The sequence below is a fragment of the Cellulomonas hominis genome, assembly GCF_901521055.1.
Classification (GTDB): Bacteria; Actinomycetota; Actinomycetes; order Actinomycetales; family Cellulomonadaceae; genus Cellulomonas; species Cellulomonas endometrii.
Window position 1 is genome coordinate 20,382 of sequence record NZ_CABEGA010000027.1, and the last position, 19,235, is coordinate 39,616.

The 19,235-nt window shown below is 74.5% G+C and carries 22 protein-coding genes; 16 read left to right on the plus strand and 6 right to left on the minus strand.

What is annotated here, in order from left to right:
- Window positions 1-82 precede the first annotated feature (82 nt).
- Genes KJP73_RS07610 through flgN form a run of 6 tightly spaced genes read right to left on the minus strand, consistent with a single transcriptional unit; the run spans window position 83 to window position 4,917 of the window.
- Window positions 83-325, minus strand: coding sequence for a DUF2530 domain-containing protein (locus tag KJP73_RS07610; RefSeq protein WP_249669197.1), 243 nt, complete (start codon window positions 323-325; stop codon window positions 83-85).
- A 49-nt stretch (window positions 326-374) separates the two neighbouring features.
- The gene (locus tag KJP73_RS07615) at window positions 375-1,637 is read right to left on the minus strand and encodes an EAL and HDOD domain-containing protein (RefSeq protein WP_213282199.1); all 1,263 of its coding nucleotides are present in this window, start codon (window positions 1,635-1,637) and stop codon (window positions 375-377) included.
- Window positions 1,638-1,657: 20 nt separating this feature from the next.
- Complete coding sequence (locus KJP73_RS07620; protein WP_213282200.1) at window positions 1,658-2,083, minus strand: flagellar assembly protein FliW; 426 nt, start codon at window positions 2,081-2,083, stop codon at window positions 1,658-1,660.
- On the minus strand, window positions 2,080-2,973 hold the full coding sequence (gene flgL / locus KJP73_RS07625; protein WP_213282201.1) for a flagellar hook-associated protein FlgL: 894 nt from the start codon (window positions 2,971-2,973) through the stop codon (window positions 2,080-2,082). The genes KJP73_RS07620 and flgL overlap by 4 nt, the downstream gene beginning before the upstream one ends.
- On the minus strand, window positions 2,970-4,403 hold the full coding sequence (flgK, locus tag KJP73_RS07630) for a flagellar hook-associated protein FlgK (RefSeq protein ID WP_213282202.1): 1,434 nt from the start codon (window positions 4,401-4,403) through the stop codon (window positions 2,970-2,972). The genes flgL and flgK overlap by 4 nt, the downstream gene beginning before the upstream one ends.
- Window positions 4,404-4,431: 28 nt before the next feature.
- Window positions 4,432-4,917: a flagellar export chaperone FlgN gene (flgN, locus tag KJP73_RS07635; RefSeq protein WP_213282203.1), complete on the minus strand. Its 486-nt coding sequence runs from the start codon at window positions 4,915-4,917 to the stop codon at window positions 4,432-4,434.
- 356 nt (window positions 4,918-5,273) lie between these two features.
- On the opposite strand from flgN, the gene KJP73_RS07640 reads away from it, so the two are divergent.
- From KJP73_RS07640 to KJP73_RS07715, 16 genes are all read left to right on the plus strand, one after another.
- The gene (locus KJP73_RS07640) at window positions 5,274-6,152 is read left to right on the plus strand and encodes a sigma-70 family RNA polymerase sigma factor (RefSeq protein WP_249669198.1); all 879 of its coding nucleotides are present in this window, start codon (window positions 5,274-5,276) and stop codon (window positions 6,150-6,152) included.
- Between the two features lie 298 nt (window positions 6,153-6,450).
- Window positions 6,451-7,641 (plus strand): flagellin, encoded by a 1,191-nt coding sequence (locus KJP73_RS07645; RefSeq protein WP_213282204.1) that lies wholly within the window; start codon window positions 6,451-6,453, stop codon window positions 7,639-7,641.
- Window positions 7,642-7,781: 140 nt separating this feature from the next.
- Window positions 7,782-9,137: a flagellar filament capping protein FliD gene (gene fliD / locus KJP73_RS07650; protein WP_213282205.1), complete on the plus strand. Its 1,356-nt coding sequence runs from the start codon at window positions 7,782-7,784 to the stop codon at window positions 9,135-9,137.
- 30 nt (window positions 9,138-9,167) lie between these two features.
- Window positions 9,168-9,611, plus strand: coding sequence for a flagellar export chaperone FliS (fliS, locus tag KJP73_RS07655; RefSeq protein WP_213282206.1), 444 nt, complete (start codon window positions 9,168-9,170; stop codon window positions 9,609-9,611).
- Window positions 9,601-10,047, plus strand: coding sequence for a hypothetical protein (locus tag KJP73_RS07660; RefSeq protein WP_213282207.1), 447 nt, complete (start codon window positions 9,601-9,603; stop codon window positions 10,045-10,047). Before fliS ends, KJP73_RS07660 begins: the two co-directional genes overlap by 11 nt.
- Before the next feature lie 238 nt (window positions 10,048-10,285).
- The gene (locus tag KJP73_RS07665; RefSeq protein WP_213282232.1) at window positions 10,286-10,627 is read left to right on the plus strand and encodes a flagellar basal body rod protein FlgB; all 342 of its coding nucleotides are present in this window, start codon (window positions 10,286-10,288) and stop codon (window positions 10,625-10,627) included.
- Window positions 10,627-11,031: a flagellar basal body rod protein FlgC gene (gene flgC, locus KJP73_RS07670; protein ID WP_213282208.1), complete on the plus strand. Its 405-nt coding sequence runs from the start codon at window positions 10,627-10,629 to the stop codon at window positions 11,029-11,031. The genes KJP73_RS07665 and flgC overlap by 1 nt, the downstream gene beginning before the upstream one ends.
- Window positions 11,028-11,363 (plus strand): flagellar hook-basal body complex protein FliE, encoded by a 336-nt coding sequence (locus tag KJP73_RS07675; protein WP_213282209.1) that lies wholly within the window; start codon window positions 11,028-11,030, stop codon window positions 11,361-11,363. Before flgC ends, KJP73_RS07675 begins: the two co-directional genes overlap by 4 nt.
- On the plus strand, window positions 11,363-12,961 hold the full coding sequence (fliF, locus tag KJP73_RS07680; protein WP_213282210.1) for a flagellar basal-body MS-ring/collar protein FliF: 1,599 nt from the start codon (window positions 11,363-11,365) through the stop codon (window positions 12,959-12,961). Before KJP73_RS07675 ends, fliF begins: the two co-directional genes overlap by 1 nt.
- Window positions 12,961-13,968: a flagellar motor switch protein FliG gene (gene fliG / locus KJP73_RS07685; protein WP_213282211.1), complete on the plus strand. Its 1,008-nt coding sequence runs from the start codon at window positions 12,961-12,963 to the stop codon at window positions 13,966-13,968. Before fliF ends, fliG begins: the two co-directional genes overlap by 1 nt.
- On the plus strand, window positions 13,958-14,641 hold the full coding sequence (locus KJP73_RS07690; protein ID WP_213282212.1) for a FliH/SctL family protein: 684 nt from the start codon (window positions 13,958-13,960) through the stop codon (window positions 14,639-14,641). Before fliG ends, KJP73_RS07690 begins: the two co-directional genes overlap by 11 nt.
- 116 nt (window positions 14,642-14,757) lie before the next feature.
- Window positions 14,758-16,044: a FliI/YscN family ATPase gene (locus KJP73_RS07695; protein WP_249669206.1), complete on the plus strand. Its 1,287-nt coding sequence runs from the start codon at window positions 14,758-14,760 to the stop codon at window positions 16,042-16,044.
- Window positions 16,041-16,481 carry a flagellar export protein FliJ gene (locus KJP73_RS07700; RefSeq protein ID WP_213282213.1) on the plus strand — a complete coding sequence of 147 codons (441 nt, stop codon included), beginning with the start codon at window positions 16,041-16,043 and terminating at the stop codon, window positions 16,479-16,481. The genes KJP73_RS07695 and KJP73_RS07700 overlap by 4 nt, the downstream gene beginning before the upstream one ends.
- Entirely contained in the window at window positions 16,478-17,239 is a 762-nt protein-coding gene (locus tag KJP73_RS07705; RefSeq protein ID WP_249669199.1) for a C40 family peptidase, read from the plus strand. Before KJP73_RS07700 ends, KJP73_RS07705 begins: the two co-directional genes overlap by 4 nt.
- Window positions 17,236-18,735, plus strand: a complete 1,500-nt coding sequence (locus KJP73_RS07710; RefSeq protein ID WP_213282214.1) for a flagellar hook-length control protein FliK — start codon at window positions 17,236-17,238, stop codon at window positions 18,733-18,735. Before KJP73_RS07705 ends, KJP73_RS07710 begins: the two co-directional genes overlap by 4 nt.
- Before the next feature lie 16 nt (window positions 18,736-18,751).
- Window positions 18,752-19,210, plus strand: coding sequence for a flagellar hook assembly protein FlgD (locus KJP73_RS07715; protein ID WP_249669200.1), 459 nt, complete (start codon window positions 18,752-18,754; stop codon window positions 19,208-19,210).
- Window positions 19,211-19,235: the final 25 nt, after the last annotated feature.

Below are 19,235 nucleotides of genomic sequence, written 5' to 3' on the forward strand. Positions count from 1 at the left end.
GGGCGCAGCGGGTCAGCGGACCCAGCGGCTCAGCGGACCCAGCGGGCTCAGCGGACCCAGCGGGCTCAGCGGACTCAGCGCGTCAGCGGCCGGGGCGGCGGGCCGTCCACGCGAGCCCCACCGCGCCGAGCGCGGCACCCACCGTGCACGTCAGGACGCCGCTCGGGCCGACGGCGCCGGTGAGCCAGAGCACGACCGCGACCACGAGCGCCACCAGCCAGGCCGCGATCCCGACCAGGAACACCGGCCGCATGCTCACCGGCACGGGGTCGGGTGCGGGCTTGCGGCGCTCCGGGCGCAGGGCGAGCTGGATGAACGACGGCACCCGCCCAGCCTAGGCCCCGGCCGAGGGGCCCCGGCCCCGGGAGAGCGGGTCAGTCCCCGAACGCGAGCGCGGTCGCGGTCCCCAGCGCCGACGGCACGGCGGCGAGGTACGCGTGCGCGACGTCCCACGGCTCCAGGCCGGTGGCCTGCACGGCGTCGGTGTCGTTCTCCTCGTGCGCGAGCACCGCGGCGAGCACGTGCCCGAGCGGTCCCTCGTGGCGCAGGAGGGCCCCGGAGAGCTGCTCGGAGACGCCGGTGCGGGACACGAGCTCGGTGAGGTCGATGCCCTGCTGCGCGGCGACGGCGGACAGCAGCCCGACCGTGTACCCGGCGTCGTTGCCCGCGAGGGTGTGGCAGGTCTGGGCGCGCGTCAGGATCGACCAGAGCGAGGCCACCGAGGTGGGCCGGGCGTCGATCAGGGACGCGATCGCGAGGGCGTGCAGCTGGCGCGGCCCGACGAGCACGACGGCCTGGAGCACGGAGTCGATCTCCCGCCGCAGGCCGAACGCCGAGGAGTTGACCAGGTGCAGCACGCGCATGGACAGCTCGGGGTCGGAGGCGACGGTGCGCACGACGTCCTGCTGGCTGACGGGCTCCTCGGACAGGACGCGCAGCAGCTCGAGGCACTGCACCTCGCCGGCGGAGAACGTGCGGCGGACGGGGGTGGGGTCCCGGTGGAACATCGGGCCCTGGAGCAGGTCGGCGTCGAGCTGCTGCCCGAGCTCGACGTACGCGGCGGTGTCGGCGTGCTCCGCGACCACGGTGGCCCCGCCGGCGTGCGCGCGGGCGACGAGCTCGGCGCAGTGGTCGGGCGCCCGGCGCAGGTCGATCTTGACGACGGAGACCCGTCCGAGCAGCCGCTCCTGCGGCAGGGAGCCGTCGTAGTCCGCGAGGGCCAGGCGCAGGCCGCGGCCGGCCGCTGCCTCGACGAGCGTGTCGATGTCGGACCGCCGGGCGAGCGCCGGCGTGATCTCCAGCATGAGCCGCTCGGCGTCGTACCAGACCGCCGTGGTGCCCGCGAGCAGCCCGGCCGTGGCGCGCAGCAGCACCGGCTTGTCCCCGGCCAGCCCGGTGAGGTCGAGGCGCCGGTAGGCGGTCTCGACGGCGGGCTCCGCCGCCTCGTCCGGCAGGGGTGCCCCCGTGGGTCCGCTGACCTGCACCCGCACGGCGTACCCGTACACGGAGCGGTCCGGGTGCACGACCGGCTGGCGCAGCACGGTCGTCTCGCCGCCGCCGATGGGCAGGGCGGCGCGCGGTGCGGCCGGTGCGGCCGGGCGGGCCGGCTCGGCGTCGGCACCCAGGGTGGAGGTCATGGCGGGGGTCTCCTCGTCGGTCAGGCGGCCCGGCCGAGCGGGGCGCGCAGCGGCCAGTCCTCCGTCAGGACGGTCTGGACGGCCGCGCCGCTCGCCGGGTCGAGGACCAGGGGGGCCAGCAGGTTCGCGGTCGGCGGGTCGCCGCCGTCCGCGGGGCGCACGACGACCAGGCGCACGGCGTGCGCCGGGTCGGTGCCGATCGCGTCCAGCACGCCGGAGTCGATCGACGGGTCGTAGTCGGGGAAGAACGCCTCCGGGTCGATGACGAACAGCCGCACGGGGCGGGCGCCGTCGGGCTCGGAGCGCAGCGCGTACAGCACGCCGGCGTCGTCCAGGGGGGTGAGCGTGAAGTCCTCGTACCCGGCCAGGCCCGGCATGGGCGAGGCGAGGTGCAGGTGCTCGGGCAGGTGGGTGCGCTCGCGGGGAGCGTCGAGCTGAATCGTCATGAGAGGAAGTCCAGGAGGGTCGGCTGCAGCACCTTGGCGGCGGCGCTCAGGGCGCCCTTGTACGCGACCTCCTGCGACCCGAGGTCGAGGATGATCTGCGCGAGGTCGACGTCCTGGATCGCCGAGAGGCGGGTCTTGGACGTCAGCTGGTTCTCGGTGATGAGGCCCTGGGCCGCGTCGACCTGGTTCTGCCGGGCACCGATGGACGAGACCTCGGCGAGCATCGCGTCCACGTGCCCGTCGATGGCGTCGAGCTGGTCCGTCGGGTCCCCGCCGGCGCGCAGCGTCGTGGCGATGCCGTCGAGCACGGCGAAGATCGAGTCGTCACCGGCGCCGTAGACGGCGGAACCGGTGGAGTCGACGCGGATGGTGGTGCCGCTGGCGACCGTGCGGTCCACGGACCCCGCGGCGACGCCGTTGAAGGCGTAGCCGCCGGCGGCGTCCGAGAACGCCGGGCCGGCGGACGTGCCGGCGAACACCGGACGGCCGAGGTACGTGGTGTTGGCCTGGGAGAGGAGGGCGTCACGGATGCCCTCGATCTCCTGGGCGAGCGCGAGGCGCGAGGTGTCCCCGAGCGCCCCGTCGCCGCCGTTGATCGTGAGCTGGCGGGCCTTGCGGACCGAGGCCAGCGAGGACTGCAGGGCGCTGTCGACCGTGGTGAGCCAGGCCTCGCCGTCGTCGGCGTTGCGGGAGTACTGGTCGAGCACGCGCTGCTCGCCCTGCAGCCGCAGGACGTCGGCGGTGGCCGCCGGGTCGTCCGACGCCAGGTTGATCTTCTGGCCCGACGACATCTGCGCCTGCAGGTTCGACATCCTGCCGAGGTTGTTCTGCAGGTTCTCGAGCGTCGAGCTGCGCACCGTGAAGTGCGTGACGCGTCCGATCGTGCTCATCGGCCCACCACCCCCGTCCGGTTGATCAGCGTGTCCAGCATCTCGTCGATGGCGGTCAGGACGCGGGCTGCGCCCTCGTACGCGCGCTGGTAGGCGAGCATGTTCACGGTCTCCTCGTCGGTGTCGACGCTGGTCTGCGAGAGCTGCGCGGCCGCGGCGGTGGACCGCGCGGCCTCGGCGACCGTGGCGCGCGAGGAGGCGCTGGCGGACTTGACGCCGAGGTCGACCACGAAGGCGGACCACTGGGAGTCCGGGCTGCCGACCGCGTTCGCGAGGTTCGCCATGGTCGTGCCGACGCTGCCGTCGTACGCGCCCTTGCCCGCGGCGGCGACCGCGACGTCGGCGGGGTCGGTGATCGCGACCTCCAGGCCGAGCGCCGCGGGCTGGCCGGCGGTGAGGGAGAAGAAGGCGCCGCCGGTGGTGCCGGTGCCGTAGCCGTCGATGGTGTACGCGCTGGTGTGGATCGCGTTGACCTGCGTCGCGATGCTCGTCGCCAGCGTGTTGAGCGCGACGCCCGTGCCGGCCAGGATGCCGCCGCTCGCCGGCGGGGCGAGCGTGGTCAGCAGCCCGGCGACGCGGCCGCCCTCGAGCCCGGCCGGGTGGCCGCTGCGGGCCCACACGATCGAGACGGTGCCGCCGTCGACCGCGCCCTGGAACGACGCGGGGCTGCCGGGGGAGACGGCGAGCTCGTTGGCCTGCGACCCGGACACCAGCGCGTTGCCGGCGACCATGACGTCGAGCGTGCCGTCCTCGTTGGTGCGGGTGGACGCCCCGACCAGGCTGGACAGCTGCGTGACGAGGAGGTCCCGCTGGTCCATCAGCTCGTTGGCGGACCCGCCCGCGTTGGTGATCGACAGGATCCGGTTGTTCAGGTCGGCGACGTTCGCGGCGGTCGTGTTGACCTGCGTCACGAGCGACGTCGTGGTGGTGAGCGCCTGCGCCCACTGGGTGCCGGTGTCCTCGTACATCGTCGCGATGCGGTTGCCGACGGCCTTGGCGTTCTCGAGCAGGACGGAGCGGCTCGCCTCGGACTCCGGCTTCTTCGCGACGTCGGACCACGCGGTCCAGAACGCCGTCAGGTCCTTGGAGAACCCGGTCTTGGAGGGCTCGCCGATGGTGGCCTCGAGCGTCTTGTACTCGCCGGCGATCGCGGCGAGGCGCGAGGCGCCCGAGGTCTCGTTGCGGAGCCGGGCGTCCAGGAACACGTCGCCGAGCCGCTCGAAGCCGGTCACGGCGACGCCCTGGCCGACACCGTCGGTGCTGGAGAACATCGACGGGACGGTGGCGGCGGGCAGGGACGACATGGCGGCGCGCTGGCGGGTGTAGCCCACGGTGTTGGCGTTGGACACGTTCTGGCCCGACACCTCGAGCGCCTGGCGCTGGGCGATCAGGGAGCTGAGGGCGGTGCCCAGTCCGGAGAAGGTGCTCACAGGTTCTCTTCCTCGCGGTGGTCGGCCGTCAGAACGACCGGTCGAGCAGCTGTGCGCTGCGGTCGGCCTCGGTGGCGGTGTGACCCTGCGGGTCGTAGGTCTGCACGGACTGCTGCAGGGACATGAGGGTCTCCTGCGTGGCCCGGTGCGACATGGCGAGCAGCTCGCGGTTGCCGTCGGCGAGCTGCGCGATCTCGGTGGTGAGCTGCACGAAGGCGTCGCGGTGCGCGTGCAGCAGGTCGTCCCAGGGGGCCGGCGCGTGCTCGGCGAGGGTCCGCAGGCTCGCGCCCGGCTCCAGGTCCAGCTCGATCGCCAGGGCGTCGGCCTCGACGGACCGGCCGAGCTCGGCGTCCCGGATCTGGTCCAGCACGGTCTCGACCTCCCGCGTGGCGTGGGCGAGCCAGCGGGTGCGCCCGCTGGTGAGCACGAGCTGCTCCTCCTCCAGCTTGAACAGCAGCAGCTCGAGCAGGCGTCGCTCGGTCCACAGGACGTCGGACAGCTGGCTCAAGGCCATCGGGAAGCCCCCTTTGTCGTCGCTGGCGCGATGCAGTCACCCGGACCGGCTCCGGCAGGTCGCCGGGCGGGTTCGACCTCCCTATCGGGCACGCCGCCTCGATGCTGAGGCGAATCGGACAGGTCGCCCGTCCGAGCGCCGCGGCGGCCGCGCAGGAGGCTGACTGATACACACATCGGGCGATCTTCGTGTGACGTGCGTCACACCCGTCCGTGGCGGTCCGGAGCTATGGGGTCGCATGTCCGATTTGCCGGTCCGTAACGTCCGAAATGGCCGAGGAAGTCGCATAGATCGCTTCTCAGAAAAGATCGAACTGCGGGCTCAAGGCCCTTTGAGACCGGACCGAAAACCGGATCGTGAACAGCTCAGCCGCCACCCCCGTCACCGACGAGCTCGTCGTCGCGCACATGCCCCTCGTGGGCTACCACGTCAGCGAGGTCCTGTCCCGGGTCCCCGCCACGGTCGTCCGGGAGGACCTCGTGTCCGCCGGCCACCTCGCCCTCGTCCTCGCCTCCCGCTCGTACGACCCCGAGACCGGCGTCCCCTTCGCCCGCTACGCCGCGCTGCGCATCCGCGGCGCCCTGATCGACGAGCTCCGCTCGATGGACTGGGCCTCCCGCGGCGCCCGCCACCGCGCCCGCGAGATGTCGGCCGCGAGCGACCGCCTCACCGCCGCGCTCGGCCGCACCCCCTCGCGCGAGGAGCTCGCCAAGGAGCTCGGCACGGACGTCGCCGCCGTCGACCAGGCCCGCCAGGACGCCGAGCGCCGCGTGCTCTCGATGGACGCCACGGTGCACCCCGTCGCCGACCTGGTCCGCGACGAGGCCCCCGGCCCGGAGGAGAACGTCCTCATCGGCGAGCGCCTGCGCTACCTGCGCGCGGCCGTCGAGACCCTGCCCGACCGCCTGCGCTCCGTCATCGAGGGCCTGTTCCTCCAGGACCGGACCGTCGCCGAGCTCGCCGACGAGCTGGGCGTCACCCAGTCCCGCATCAGCCAGCTGCGCACCGAGGGCCTGGCCCTCATGCGCGACGGCCTGAACGCGAGCCTCGACCCGCAGATGGTGCCGGTCGCGGAGCGCCCCGACGGCGTGGCCGAGCGCCGCCGCCGCACGTACTTCGCCGCGGTCGCCTCGCGCGCCGCGATGTCGGCCGCCGGCCACCAGGTCGAGGCCGCGGGCGTCGTCCCGACCCCGTTCGAGGGCGGCACCACGGGCGCCCGCGCCCTGGCCGGCTGAGCCGCGGCCCGACCGCCTGCACGACCCGCACCACCCGTACGACCCAGGGCTGTTCACACCGCCTCAGGCGCCGGACCGCGACACCGCGGCCGGCGCCTGCGGCGTTCCTGCCCCGCGCAGCACCACCCCGGCACCGCCTAGGCACCGCGTCCGTGCAGGTCACGGGCCTGCCAGTCGCCCGGGTTGCCCCTATCGGGTGAACCGGCGCGAAATCCTCAGAGGCGCCGGCTGCCGGTCGAATCTCAAGGGTGAGCCCACGGATGGGCCACGAGTACCCCACTCAAGGAAGAAGAGAACCATGGCGCTCTCCGTCAACACGAACATCGCGGCACTCAACGCGTACCGCAACCTGTCCGCCACGCAGAACGACCTGGGCAAGTCGCTCGAGAAGCTGTCGAGCGGTCTGCGCATCAACCGTGCGGCGGACGACGCTGCCGGCCTGGCGATCTCCGAGGGCCTGCGCGCCCAGATCGGCGGCACCACCCAGGCCGTCCGCAACGCCCAGGACGGCATCTCGGTCGTGCAGACCGCTGAAGGCGCCCTGACCGAGACGCACTCGATCCTGCAGCGCATGCGTACGCTGTCGGTCCAGGCGTCCAACGAGGGTGGTCTGTCCGACACCGCGAAGTCCAACATCCAGGACGAGCTGGGCGAGCTCAAGACCGAGCTCACCCGCATCGCGGACACCACGCAGTTCAACGGCAAGAAGCTGCTGGACGGCCAGTACAACGGCTCGTTCCAGGTCGGCGCCAACACCTCGGCGCAGGACAAGATCGCGGTCAAGATCAGCACCGCCAACGGCCAGGGCCTCGGCTCGGTGGGCCTGGGCGTCGCGAACGTCGACGTCACGACCATCGCGACCAACGCCACGACCGTCGCCAACACCACGGCCGCGGCGTCCGGCACCGCCGGCGTCAAGACCCTCGGTGCGGCCGTGGACTTCACCGGTGACAACGTCGACGGGTTCAAGGACCTCAACGGCACCGTCACCATCGGCTCCAAGTCCCTCGACCTGAAGTCGGTCGACTACACCGGCATCACCACCACGGCCGGTGCCGTCACCGCGCTGAACAACGCGCTGACCGCCCAGTTCGGTGCGGGTGCCGCCACGGCCGCCGCCACGGCGACCGGCATCACCCTGACCGGTGCCGCCACCACGGGCACGGCCGCCGAGGTCGCCGCCACGGAGATCGGCTTCAAGCAGGCCTCCGGTGCGGACGAGGCCATCGACCTGATCGACGCCGCCATCACCTCGGTGTCGTCGGTCCGTTCCGGCCTCGGTGCGGTCCAGAACCGCTTCGACCACACCATCAACAACCTCAACGTCGCGGTGGAGAACCTGACCGCGTCCGAGAGCCGCATCCGCGACACCGACATGGCGTCCGAGATGGTCAGCTACACCCGCGCCTCGATCCTGTCGCAGGCCGGTACGGCGATGCTCGCCCAGGCCAAGAACCTGCCGCAGAGCGTTCTCCAGCTCCTCCAGTGAGCTGACGCCCCTCTCCGGTGACGGCGAGGGGCACCGCACGACCCTGACAGGCGGTGGGTGGACGACCGTCCACCCACCGCCTGTCGCGTGCCGGCACCGCCGCGCACGAGCACCGTTCCACCGGGGAGGACCGCACCAGCATGGCGAGCAGCATCGGGATCGACGGCCTGATCAGCGGCATGAAGACCTCGGAGATCATCGACCAGCTCCTGGCCGTCGAGGGCAACCAGCAGAAGCTGCTGGCGTCCAAGCGCACCGGCCTGCAGTCGATCGTCACCGCGCTGCAGTCGCTGAACACCAAGGTCGCCTCCCTCGGCACCGCCTCGACCGCGGCCCTCAAGGCCGAGTCCTGGCAGACCACCACCGCGACGGCGTCCTCGACCGCCGTCACCGCCGTGACGTCGAAGGACGCGACGCCGTCCTCCCTCACGCTGACCGTCGACAAGCTGGCCGCGTCCCAGTCGACGCTCTACACGCTCCCGACGTCGTACACGTCGGAGAAGCCCTCGTTCTCCCTGACCGTCGGCGGCGAGACGAAGACGATCGTCGCCACCAGCACGCACATCGGCGACGTCGTCGCCGCCTTCAACGCCGAGGGCACCGGCGTCTCCGCCTCGGCCGTCAACGTCGGCACCGCCGCCGAGCCGGTCTACCGGCTCCAGCTCACCGGCTCCGCCACGGGCGTCGACAACGGCTTCACCCTGACGGCGACCAACCCGAACGACGGCACCACGCTGACGGGGCAGCAGCTGCGCGCCGCCGCGGACGCGAAGGTCACGCTGTGGCCGGGCACGCCGGGCAAGACCGAGGTCACCTCGTCGAGCAACTCCTTCAAGGGCCTGCTCACGGGCGTCGACCTGACGGTCAGCAAGGAGGGCACCGAGGAGGTCACCGTGACGGTGGCCCGCAGCGCCGGCTCGATGAGCAAGCTCGCGTCGAACCTGGTGTCCAACCTGACCGCGGTGCTCGGCGACATCGCCGACCGCACGAAGTCCACCACCGGGACCGCGGCGGACGGCGGCTCGATCCTCAAGGCCGGCCTGCTGTCGGGCAACACGGCGATCCGCGTGCTCCAGCAGAACGTCCTGGCCGCCGGCTCGCTGGAGGTCGACGGCCGGTCGCCCGCCTCGGTCGGCATCGTCCTGGGCAAGGACGGCACCTTCACGTTCGACGAGGCCGCCTTCACCACCTCCTACAACGAGGACCCGGTCCGCACCCAGAAGATCGTGCAGGCGGTCGCGGGCGCGCTCGAGACCGCGGCCACGTCGGCGTCGGAGCCCACCAAGGGCACGCTGTCGACTCAGATCAAGTCCTACGAGGGCGAGGTCAGCGACCTCGCCGACCGGATCGCCGACTGGGACGACCGCCTCGCCACCCGGCGCGCGTCGCTGGTGCGCACCTACACGGCGATGGAGGTCTCGATGTCGCAGATGCAGTCGACCTCCAACTTCCTGTCCCAGCAGCTCGCCCAGCTCAACGCCAACGCGTCGAGCTGACCCACCGCCCGAACGGAAGGGAGGACCGTCGTGTACGACGTCCGTACCCGGTACCTCGCCGACGCGGTCGCCACCGCCGGCCCCGCGAAGCTCCTCACCATGCTGTACGACCGGCTGCTGCTCGACCTGGAGCGGGCCGAGGTCGCGCTGCGGGCGGGCTCGCGAGCCGAGGGCACCCAGCAGCTCGCGCACGCGCAGGAGATCGTGGCGGAGCTCATCGTCAACCTCGACGTCGACGAGTGGGACGGCGGCGACCGGCTGCTGTCGATCTACACCTACCTGCTGTCGGAGATGATCGGCGCCGGCCTGGCCGGGGACGCCGACCGCGCCGCCGCCTGCCGCGCGGTCGTCACGCCGCTCGCCGCGACGTGGCGGGAGGCCGCGACGGTCGTCGCCCAGGACGTCCCGACGCCGCGGGCCGCCCCCGCCTCCGAGGAGCTGGGTGCGGGAGCCGGGGTGCTCGGTGTCGGCTAGCGCGCCCGCGGTCGCCGCCGTCGCGACGACCGAGCGCGCCGCCCTCGACGCCGACGCCCACCCGGAGGCCGCCGCCCACCCCGAGCACGACGGCCCTCGCGAGCGGGACGCCCGCACCGCGCGCGAGGCCGCGTGGGTGCACGCGCTCGCCGAGATGGAGCGCGTCGCGGACCACGCCGAGGACCTGCTGCGCGTCGCGCGCTCCGCCGAGCCCGAGGTCGCCGTCGCCCTCACCGAGCCGTGGACCACCCCGCGCGGGCTCGGCCCCCTGCCCGTGACCCTCGCGCCGCGCGCCGCCGCGCTGGTCGAGCGCCAGCGCGACCTGGTCCGCCGCACCGCCGAGCAGCTGGGCGAGCACCGCCGCCGCCTGCGCACCTCCGACGGCCTGCGCACCCGCGCCGCCGCCGCCCCGGTCTACCTCGACGTCGAGGGCTGACCCACCCGCCCGCGCTGGGTGCTAGCACCCGACGGGCGCCGAGACATTCCTCGGCAAACTCGGACATTCCTCATCGAAACGCGTCCGCCACGCGGGTGACGGGAAAAGAAACCCCTCCCGGCGCCTCATCGAGCGGGGCTCGGCGCCGATGGGAGGTCTGAGCACGGATCGCTCGAGCAGCAGGCCATGGACGGGCCGACTCAGGACCAACCTCGGTGAGGGTGACCCTGCCATGGGCATGTTCGACTCCGTGAGCTATGTCGCGCTGAACAGCGCGCTCGACGGCCTGGCCCTGCGCCAGCGCGCGATCGCCGAGAACGTGGCGAACATCCAGACTCCCGGCTACCACGCCAAGAAGGTGGCCTTCGAGGACGCGCTCGCGCGTGCGGTCGACGGTGGCACCGGCGCCACCTCCGCCACCGTCGCGCGGTCCCTCGAACCCACCCGCCTCGACGGCAACAACGTCAACCTCGACGAGGAGACGCTGCTCAACGTCGACACCAACCTGCGCTACCAGCTCGCGACCCAGGCGGTCGACGGCACCTTCTCCAGCGTCCGTTCCGCGATGAGGACCAACTGATGACGACGTTCGGGGCGATCGGCATCGCCAGCACCGGCATGACCGTGTACCGCAAGTGGATCGACGCGGTCTCGGACAACCTCGCCAACCTCAACACCGTCCGCTCGACCGCCGAGGACGCCTACCAGGCGAAGTCGGTCATCGCGAGCGAGATCCCCTCCGAGAGCGGCGGCGGCGCCCAGGTGTCCGGCATCGCGCTGGGCTCCGCCGAGGGCCGCCTGGTGTACGAGCCCACCAACCCGCTGGCCGACGAGGACGGGTACGTCCGGTACCCCGACGTCGACATGGCCAGCCAGATGACCCAGCTGATCATGGCCCAGCGCGGCTACCAGGCGAACGCCGCGGTGGTCGACCGGGCGAAGTCGTCCTACGAGGCGGCCCTGCAGATCGGACGCAGCTCATGAGCATCCAGCCCGTCGGCGGCGTCTCCGGCGTCAGCCCCACCTCCTACCTGTCCGAGCTCGCGGAGCTGCAGGGCGTCTCCGGCGCCGGTGCCTCCGCGACGACCGGCGCCGGCGACGGCGGCTTCGCCGCGGCCCTCGGCGCGGTCGACCACGTGCAGCAGCTCCAGTCCACGAGCAACGCGCTCGCGGTCCAGGCCGTCACCGGCGACCTCGACGACGTGCACGACTACACGGTCGCGTCGTCCGAGGCGAAGCTCGCCCTCGAGCTCACCGCCGCCGTGCGCAACAAGGCCGTCGACGCGTTCACCGAGATCATGAGGATGCAGGCCTGATGCCCGCCCAGGTGAAGTCCCTGTTCGGCCGCATGAGCGGCGCGGTCAAGCAGTTCTCGCTGCCGCAGAAGACCTTCGCGCTCATCGCCGTCGCCGCGATCGCCCTCGGTGCGTTCGCCGTGTACTCGTGGGCCAGCAAGCCCACGCTCAGCCCGCTGTTCTCCGGCCTGTCCGCGACCGACGCGTCCGCCGTGGTCGACCAGCTCTCCGCGGAGGGCGTCGCCTACGAGATCGCCGACGGCGGCAGCACGGTCCTCGTCCCGCAGGACCAGCTCTACGCGATGCGCCTCAAGCTCGCCGCGGCGGGCCTGCCGGCCAACGCCGAGGGCGACGGCTACTCGCTGCTCGACGGCATGTCGATGACGTCCAGCGAGTTCCAGCAGCAGACGACCTACCAGCGTGCGCTGGAGGGCGAGCTCGCCAAGACCATCGGCGCGATGGAGGGTGTGGAGGCCGCGACGGTCAAGCTCGCCCTGCCGGAGGAGACGGTGTTCGTCTCGGAGCAGCAGGACCCGACCGCGTCGGTGTTCATCCGCACCCGCACCGGCACGGAGCTCACGACCGACCAGGTCGAGGCGGTCGTGCACCTCGTGTCCGCGGGCATCGAGGGCATGAAGGCCACCGACGTCGCGGTCGTCGACTCCACCGGCAAGGTGCTGTCCGAGGTCGGGACCGGCCTCACCGGCGGCACCGGCGACGAGGCGACGTCCGCCTACGAGCAGCGCGTCACCGGCGCGGTGCAGGCCCTGCTGGACCAGGTCGTCGGCCCGGGCAACTCCGCCGTCACCGTGACCGCGGCCCTCAACCAGGACCAGACGCAGCGCACCTCCGAGGAGTTCACCGCCGCGGAGGGCGTGCCGCCGCTCGCCTCGTCCACCACCACGGAGGACTACACCGGCGCGGGCTCCGGCACCGCCACCGGCGTGCTCGGCCCGGACAACATCGCGGTCCCCACCGGGGAGGGCGACGGCACCGGGACGTACTCGAAGGCCACGGAGGACGTGAACAACGCGGTCAACAAGGTCACCGAGGTCACCACGGTCGCCCCGGGCACGGTGCAGAAGCAGTCGCTGGCCGTCCTGGTGGACACCACCGCGGCCGCCGGCGTCGACCTGACCCAGCTCAGCGCGACCCTGACCGCCGCCGCGGGCATCGACGCGGCCCGCGGCGACACCATCGCGGTGCAGGCCATGCCGTTCGACACCACCGGTGCGGACGCCGCCGCGGAGGCGCTCGCCGCCGCCGACGCCCAGGCTGCCGCCGCCGAGCGCGCGTCCCTGCTCCGGCAGGCCGTGATCGCCGGGGCGCTGCTCCTGATCGCGATCGTCGTCGGCATCGTGCTGGCCCGCCGCTCGCGACGCAGCAAGCGCGAGGCGCTCGACATCGGCGAGCTGCCGCTCATGGACGGCCCCGACGAGGCCCCCGAGCTCGAGGACCTGCCGGAGATCCCGCCGGCGCTGCCCGGCCCGGCCGAGATCGACCCCGTGCAGGAGTCGCTCGCCGTCAAGCGCGCCGAGATCGCCGCGCTGGCCGACGAGCAGCCCGAAGAGGTCGCGGACCTCCTGCGCGGCTGGCTGACCCCCGCCGGACGGCGCTGATGGCCACCGCGATGCTGACCGGGACCCAGAAGGCCGCCATGCTGCTGCTGCAGCTCGGCCGGGAGCGGGCCGCGAAGGTCATGTCCCAGCTCGAGGTCGCCGAGATCGAGGAGCTGACCGCCGAGATCATGCGCCTCGAGCGCGTCGACCAGACGGTCGCGGACGAGGTCGTCGAGGAGTTCTACGCCGCGTCGGCGATCGGCCCGGGCGTGGGCGGCGGGCTCGGCTACGCCACCCAGCTGCTCGAGGGCGCGCTGGGCCGCGACGAGGCCGCGGGCATGATCGAGCGCCTGCAGACCTCGATGGCCGGCCAGCCGTTCGAGTTCCTGCAGCACGCCGACGCCCGCCAGGTGCTGTCGCTGCTGAACGGCGAGCACCCGCAGGCCGTGGCCCTGGTGCTCGCGCACCTGCGGCCCGAGCACGCCTCCGCGATCCTGGCGGGCCTGCCGCCGGACCAGCAGTCGGAGGTCGCGCACCGGATCGCGCTCATGGAGCGCGCCTCGCCGGACGTCGTCGCGGTCATCGCCGAGTCGATGCAGCGCAAGGCCTCCACGGTGCTGACCCCGAACGAGCTGTCCGCCGTCGGTGGCGTCGACCCCCTGGTCGAGATCATCAACCGCGCCGACCCGACCACCGAGAAGCTCATCCTCGAGGGCCTGCAGGCCCGGGACGAGGCGCTGGCCGACGAGGTCCGCAGCCGCATGTTCGTGTTCGGCGACATCGTCCTGCTCGAGGACCGCGCGATGCAGCTGGTGCTGCGGGCCGTGGAGACCAACGAGCTGTCGGTCGCGCTCAAGGGCGTCGCGCCGGAGGTGCGGGACAAGATCCTGCGCAACCTCTCCGAGCGTGCCCGCGAGAACCTGGAGGAGGAGATCGAGCTGCTCGGCCCGGTCCGCCTCTCGCAGGTGGAGGAGTCGCGCGCCGGCATCGTCCAGGCGATCCGCCGCCTGGAGGAGTCCGGTCAGATCGTGATCCGGCGCGAGGGCGAGGACGAGTATGTCTCCTGACACCCGCTCCTTCACCCAGGCGTACGCGAGCACCCGCGGGACCGCCGAGACGTCGGTCCGCGCGGAGGGCTACGCCGCCGGGTACGCGGCCGGCTACGCCGCGGGTGCCCGCGAGGCGGCCCGCGCCGCCGAGGCCGAGGCCGTCCGCGTCCAGCGCGAGCGCGCCGAGGCGGACGCCCGCCGCGCCGCCGAGCACGCCGACGCCCTCGCGGTGCTGGCGGCCGCCGCCCGCGCCGCCGCCGACCGCAGCGCCCCGGTGCTCGCGGCGGCGGAGGCGACCCTGCACGCCGCGGCGCTCGAGCTGGCCGCGGCCGTGCTCGGCACCGAGCTGTCCGACGCGCCGACCGCCGCCCGGGCCGCCCTGCGCCGCCTGCGCGAGCAGGACCCGGCCCGCGAGGTGCACACCGTGCGCCTGCACCCCCGCGACCTCGCGGCCGTCCGGACGGCACTGGCCGCGCCCGGGGCCGGCGCGGGCGACCCGCTCGGCGGGCTGCCCGACCTCACCGGCGTCGACCTGGTGGCCGACCCGGCCCTGACCCCCGGCGACGCCGTGGGCGAGTTCCCCGAGGGCTACCTGGACGCGCGGATCGGCGGGGCGCTCGACCGCGCCCGCGCCGCGCTCGCCGTGCCGGCTGTGCCGGCTGTGCCCGCATCGGCGGACGTGATCGCGTGACCGCCACCACGGGCACCGTGCTGCCCACCCCGCGCGGCGGGGCCGTCGAGCCCTCCGGTCGCACCGCGACGACGGCGCCCGCGCCCGCGCTCGGCACCCCGGCCTGGGGCGCCGCCCTGACCGCCGCGCGCCCCGAGCGCGTCGGCACCGTGCGCGGCGTGGTCGGCCTGACGGTCGAGGTCGCCGGCACCGGCGCGGCCGTCGGCGAGCTCGTGACCATCGAGACCGACGCCGACGAGGTCCCCGCGGAGGTCGTGGCGACCGGCCGCGGCACCGCCCAGGCCATGCCGCTCGGCCCCACCCACGGCCTGCGCGCCGGCATGCGGGTCCGCCCGCGCGGCACCGCGCTCACCGCCCCCGTCGGACCGGGCCTGCTCGGCCGGGTGCTCGACGGCCTCGGCCGGCCCATCGACGGCCGCGGCCCCCTGGTCGGGGTCCGCAGCGCGGAGGTCACCGGCCACGCGCCGCACCCGCTGGCCCGCGCCCGCGTCGCCCAGCCCCTCGACCTCGGCGTGCGCGTGCTCGACACCCTCGTCACCGCCGGCCGCGGCCAGCGCCTCGGCCTGTTCGCCGGCTCCGGCGTCGGCAAGTCCAGCCTGCTGTCGATGATCGCCCGTGGCACGGACGCCCAGGTGTCCGTCATCGCCCTGGTCGGCGAGCGCGGCCGCGAGGTCCGGGAGTTCCTGGAGGACGACCTGGGCCCCGAGGGCCTGGCCCGCAGCGTGGTCGTCGTGGCCACGTCCGACGAGCCCCCGCTGGTCCGGCTGCGCTCCGCGTTCGTCGCCACCCGGATCGCCGAGTCGTTCCGCGACCAGGGCGACGACGTCGTGCTGATGATGGACTCCCTGACCCGCGTCGCCATGGCGCAGCGCGAGATCGGCCTGTCCGTCGGCGAACCGCCCGCCACCCGCGGGTACCCGCCGAGCACCTTCGCCCTGCTCGCGCAGCTCCTGGAGCGCGCCGGCACCGCGGCCACCGGGTCCGTCACCGGCCTGTACACGGTGCTGGTGGACGGCGACGACCACAACGAGCCGATCGCCGACGCCGCCCGGTCCATCCTCGACGGCCACGTCGTGCTGGAGCGGTCCCTCGCGGTCGCCGGGCACTTCCCGTCCGTCGACGCCCTCGCGTCCATCTCCCGCGTCGCGTCGCGGGTCATCGGCCCCGAGCAGAAGCAGCTCGCCACCCGGCTGCGCCGCGTCATGGCGGCCCGCCGGCAGGCGCAGGACCTGCTCGACGTCGGCGCGTACGTCGCCGGCTCGAACCCGCTGGTCGACGCCGCCGTCACGCACGGCGCGGCGATCGACGCGTTCCTGCGCCAGGGCATGGACGAGCGCGCGCCCTCGAACGAGTCCTGGGGGCGGCTCGCCGCCCTCGTCGCCGCGATGGGAGACCTGCCGTGAGCCGCGCCTTCCGCCTCGCGGGGCTGCTCCGCCTGCGCTCGCTCGCCGAGGAGCAGGCCGCCGCCCGCCTCGCCGGTGCCAGCAGCGTCCGGGACGCCGCCGTCGCCCGCCGCCGCGCCACCGAGTCGATGCTCGGGGACGCCGAGTTCCCCGTCGACATGGACGTGCTCGGCATGCGCGCCGTCGTCGCCAGCCGCATGGCGCTGTCCGCGCTGCTGGTCGACCAGCGCGCCCGCGTCAGCGTCACCCAGGACGCCGTCGACGCCGCGAACGCCGAGTGGTCGGCCGCCCGCACCAGGACCCGGACCCTCGAGACGCTCGAGGAGAAGCACGAGGCCGTCGTCCGCGTGGAGGAGCAGCGCGCCGAGCAGATCGTGCTCGACGAGGTCGCCGGCCGCCGCGCCGCCGTCCGCACGCCGGGGGAGGGGGACCGGTGAGCAACCCGATCACCGCCGTGCAGGCGCGCATCTCCGAGATCCGGCAGATCGTCACCCCGGTGACCGTCACCGCGTCGACCGCGACCGCCGCGTCGGGCAGGCCGGCCTCGGCAGTGCCCGCCACGCCCACCACGCCCGCCACGGACGCCACCTTCGCCGCCGCGCTCGCCCAGGCCTCCGGCGCGGGCACCGCCCTCGACGAGTCGTGCTCCATCGCCCCCGGCTCGGGCGTCACCGGCCAGGACCTGGTCGCGTCCGCGAAGAAGTACCTGGGCACCCCGTACGTGTGGGGCGGCGAGTCGCTCGCCGAGGGCGGCCTCGACTGCTCCGGCCTCGTGCAGCGCGCGCTCGCCGACCTGGGCGTCACCGGCGTGCCGCGCGTGGCCCGCGACCAGGCGACGATCGGCACCGAGGTGCCGTCGCTCGACCAGGCCCTCCCGGGCGACCTCGTGGTCCTCGGCGGCGGCAAGCACATCGGCATCTACGTCGGTGGCGGCCAGATGATCGACGCCCCGAAGCCCGGCAAGGCCGTGACGATCCGCGACGTGTACGCGGAGCCCACGACCATCCGGCGGATCCTCCCGCAGGCCGGCGCCACCGCCGCGGCCACCACCGTCTCCGCGACCACCGGGCTGTCCGGTGCGCTCGCCTCCACGGCCGCCGGGCAGAACGCCCTCGCGCTGCTCACCGGGTCCGCCTCCGGCGGGTCCGCCCTGTCCTCGCTGTCCACCTCGTCCCTCTGGGGAGCCGCCTCGTGACCACCACCACGCTGTCCGCCGTGCCGGCCCGCCCGAGCACGAGCGCGTCCGGCACCGGCGGCCCCGCCCGCTCCGGCGCGAGCGGCTTCGACGCCGTCCTGCAGGGCGCGCTGGCCGCTGCCCCGCAGCAGCCCGAGCGGGCGCCGCAGCGCCCCGCCGACCGGCCCGTCGCCGACCGGGGCGCCGTCGAGCGCCACCGGACGGACCGGGCCGACCGCGCCGACCGACCGGGCACGGACCGCACCCACGGCTCCGACCGGACGCACGGCACGGACCGGGCGCACGGCACCGACCGGGCCCACGGCACCGACCGCGCCGACCACGCCGCCGACCGCCCCGCCGACGCCACGGGCACCCCCGAGGGCGCCGCGGACGCGACGGCCGCGCAGGCCGACGCCGCCGCGACCGACCCGGCCGCCGGTGCCGCGGCTCCGGTCGTCGCCCCGACCGCTCCGGTCGCGGTGCCGGTCCCCGCCCCGGCGGCCGACGCAGCCCCCGCGACCGACGTCGCCCCGGCAGCCGACGCCTCGGCCCAGGTCGCGGCGACCCAGGCGGCCTCGGCCACGGCCGCCGCGACGCTGGCCGCCGCCGCGCTCGCCGCCCAGACCGCACAGGCCGCCACGGCCGCCCCGACCGCCACGGACGCCTCGTCCCAGGTGGCGACCGGGGGTGTCGCCCCGGCCGGTGCCGCGACCGGGACGCCGGCCACGGCCGCCTCGACCGCCACCTCCCCGGGCCTCGCGACGACGACGCCGGCGGCTCCCGTTGCCCCGGCGCAGCCCGCCGCGGCCGACGGCGCGGCCACGCCGGCAGCCGCCACCGGGCCCACCGCCCCGGCCGCCGCGACCGCTCCGGTCGCGGCGACGCCCGCCGTGCCGTCCGCCGCGTCCTCGGCCGAGCAGGGCACGGCGTCCCCCGACGCCGCCGCCCCGGCGGCGACCACGGACGCCGCCCCCGCGCCGGCTCCCACGCCGACGGCCCCGGCCGGCGCGCTGCAGGTCGGCACGGTCCAGCACCGCGTGGCCGCGGCCGCGCAGGCGGGCACGCCGGCGCTGTCGGACCAGCTCGCGACCAAGCTGGGGGAGCAGCTGCCGGCCCTGCGCGCCGCGGGCAACGGCCAGCACGTGCTGACGCTGCACGTGGACCCGGAGCACTTCGGCCCGGTCCGCGTCGTCGCGCACATCTCGGCGGACGCCGTGCGGGTCGAGCTGGTCGGTGCCACCGACGCGGCCCGCGACGCGCTGCGGCAGTCGCTGCCCGACCTGCGCCGGGACCTCGCCGCGACCGGCCTGTCGTCCGACGTCAGCCTCGGTGCGGACGGCGCGGACGGCTCCGGCACCCCCGGCGGCAGCGCCGACCGCCGCGGCCTCGCCGGGGCCGCACGCCCCGCGGCCCCGCAACCGGGCGGCACCGGCCTCGCCGGCACCGCCGGCCCCCACGACTCCCACGCCACCCGCTCGCCGGCCACCGCCGGCGGCCTCGACCTGCTCGTCTGACCGGAGGAGAGACCCCGTGTCCCTGGAAGTCCCCGTGTCCTACATCGGTTCGCAGACCGGTGCGGCCGCCCCCACGAACACCCCCAGCAAGGAGCTCGACAAGGACACGTTCCTGCAGCTCCTCGTCGCGCAGCTGTCCAACCAGGACCCCAGCAGCCCGATGGACACCAGCCAGATGATGGCGCAGACCACGCAGCTGTCGATGATGGAGTCCCTCTCGGAGATCCAGACGTCCTCCCGCGAGCAGTTCGCGCTGCAGATGCGCATGGCGTCCGCGGACCTCGTCGGCAAGCAGGTCACCTGGACCGACGCCGACGGCAAGGCCCAGACCGGTGTCGTCGGATCCGTCGACTACTCCGGCTCCGTGCCGATCCTGAAGGTCGGGACCACCGACCTCCCGCTCGACTCCGTCTCCGGCGTCAGCCCCGTCACCCCCGACGCGCCGGCCGCCGGCGCCCCCACCACCACCGCCTGACCGCGGTCCTGCACCAGAACCCCCG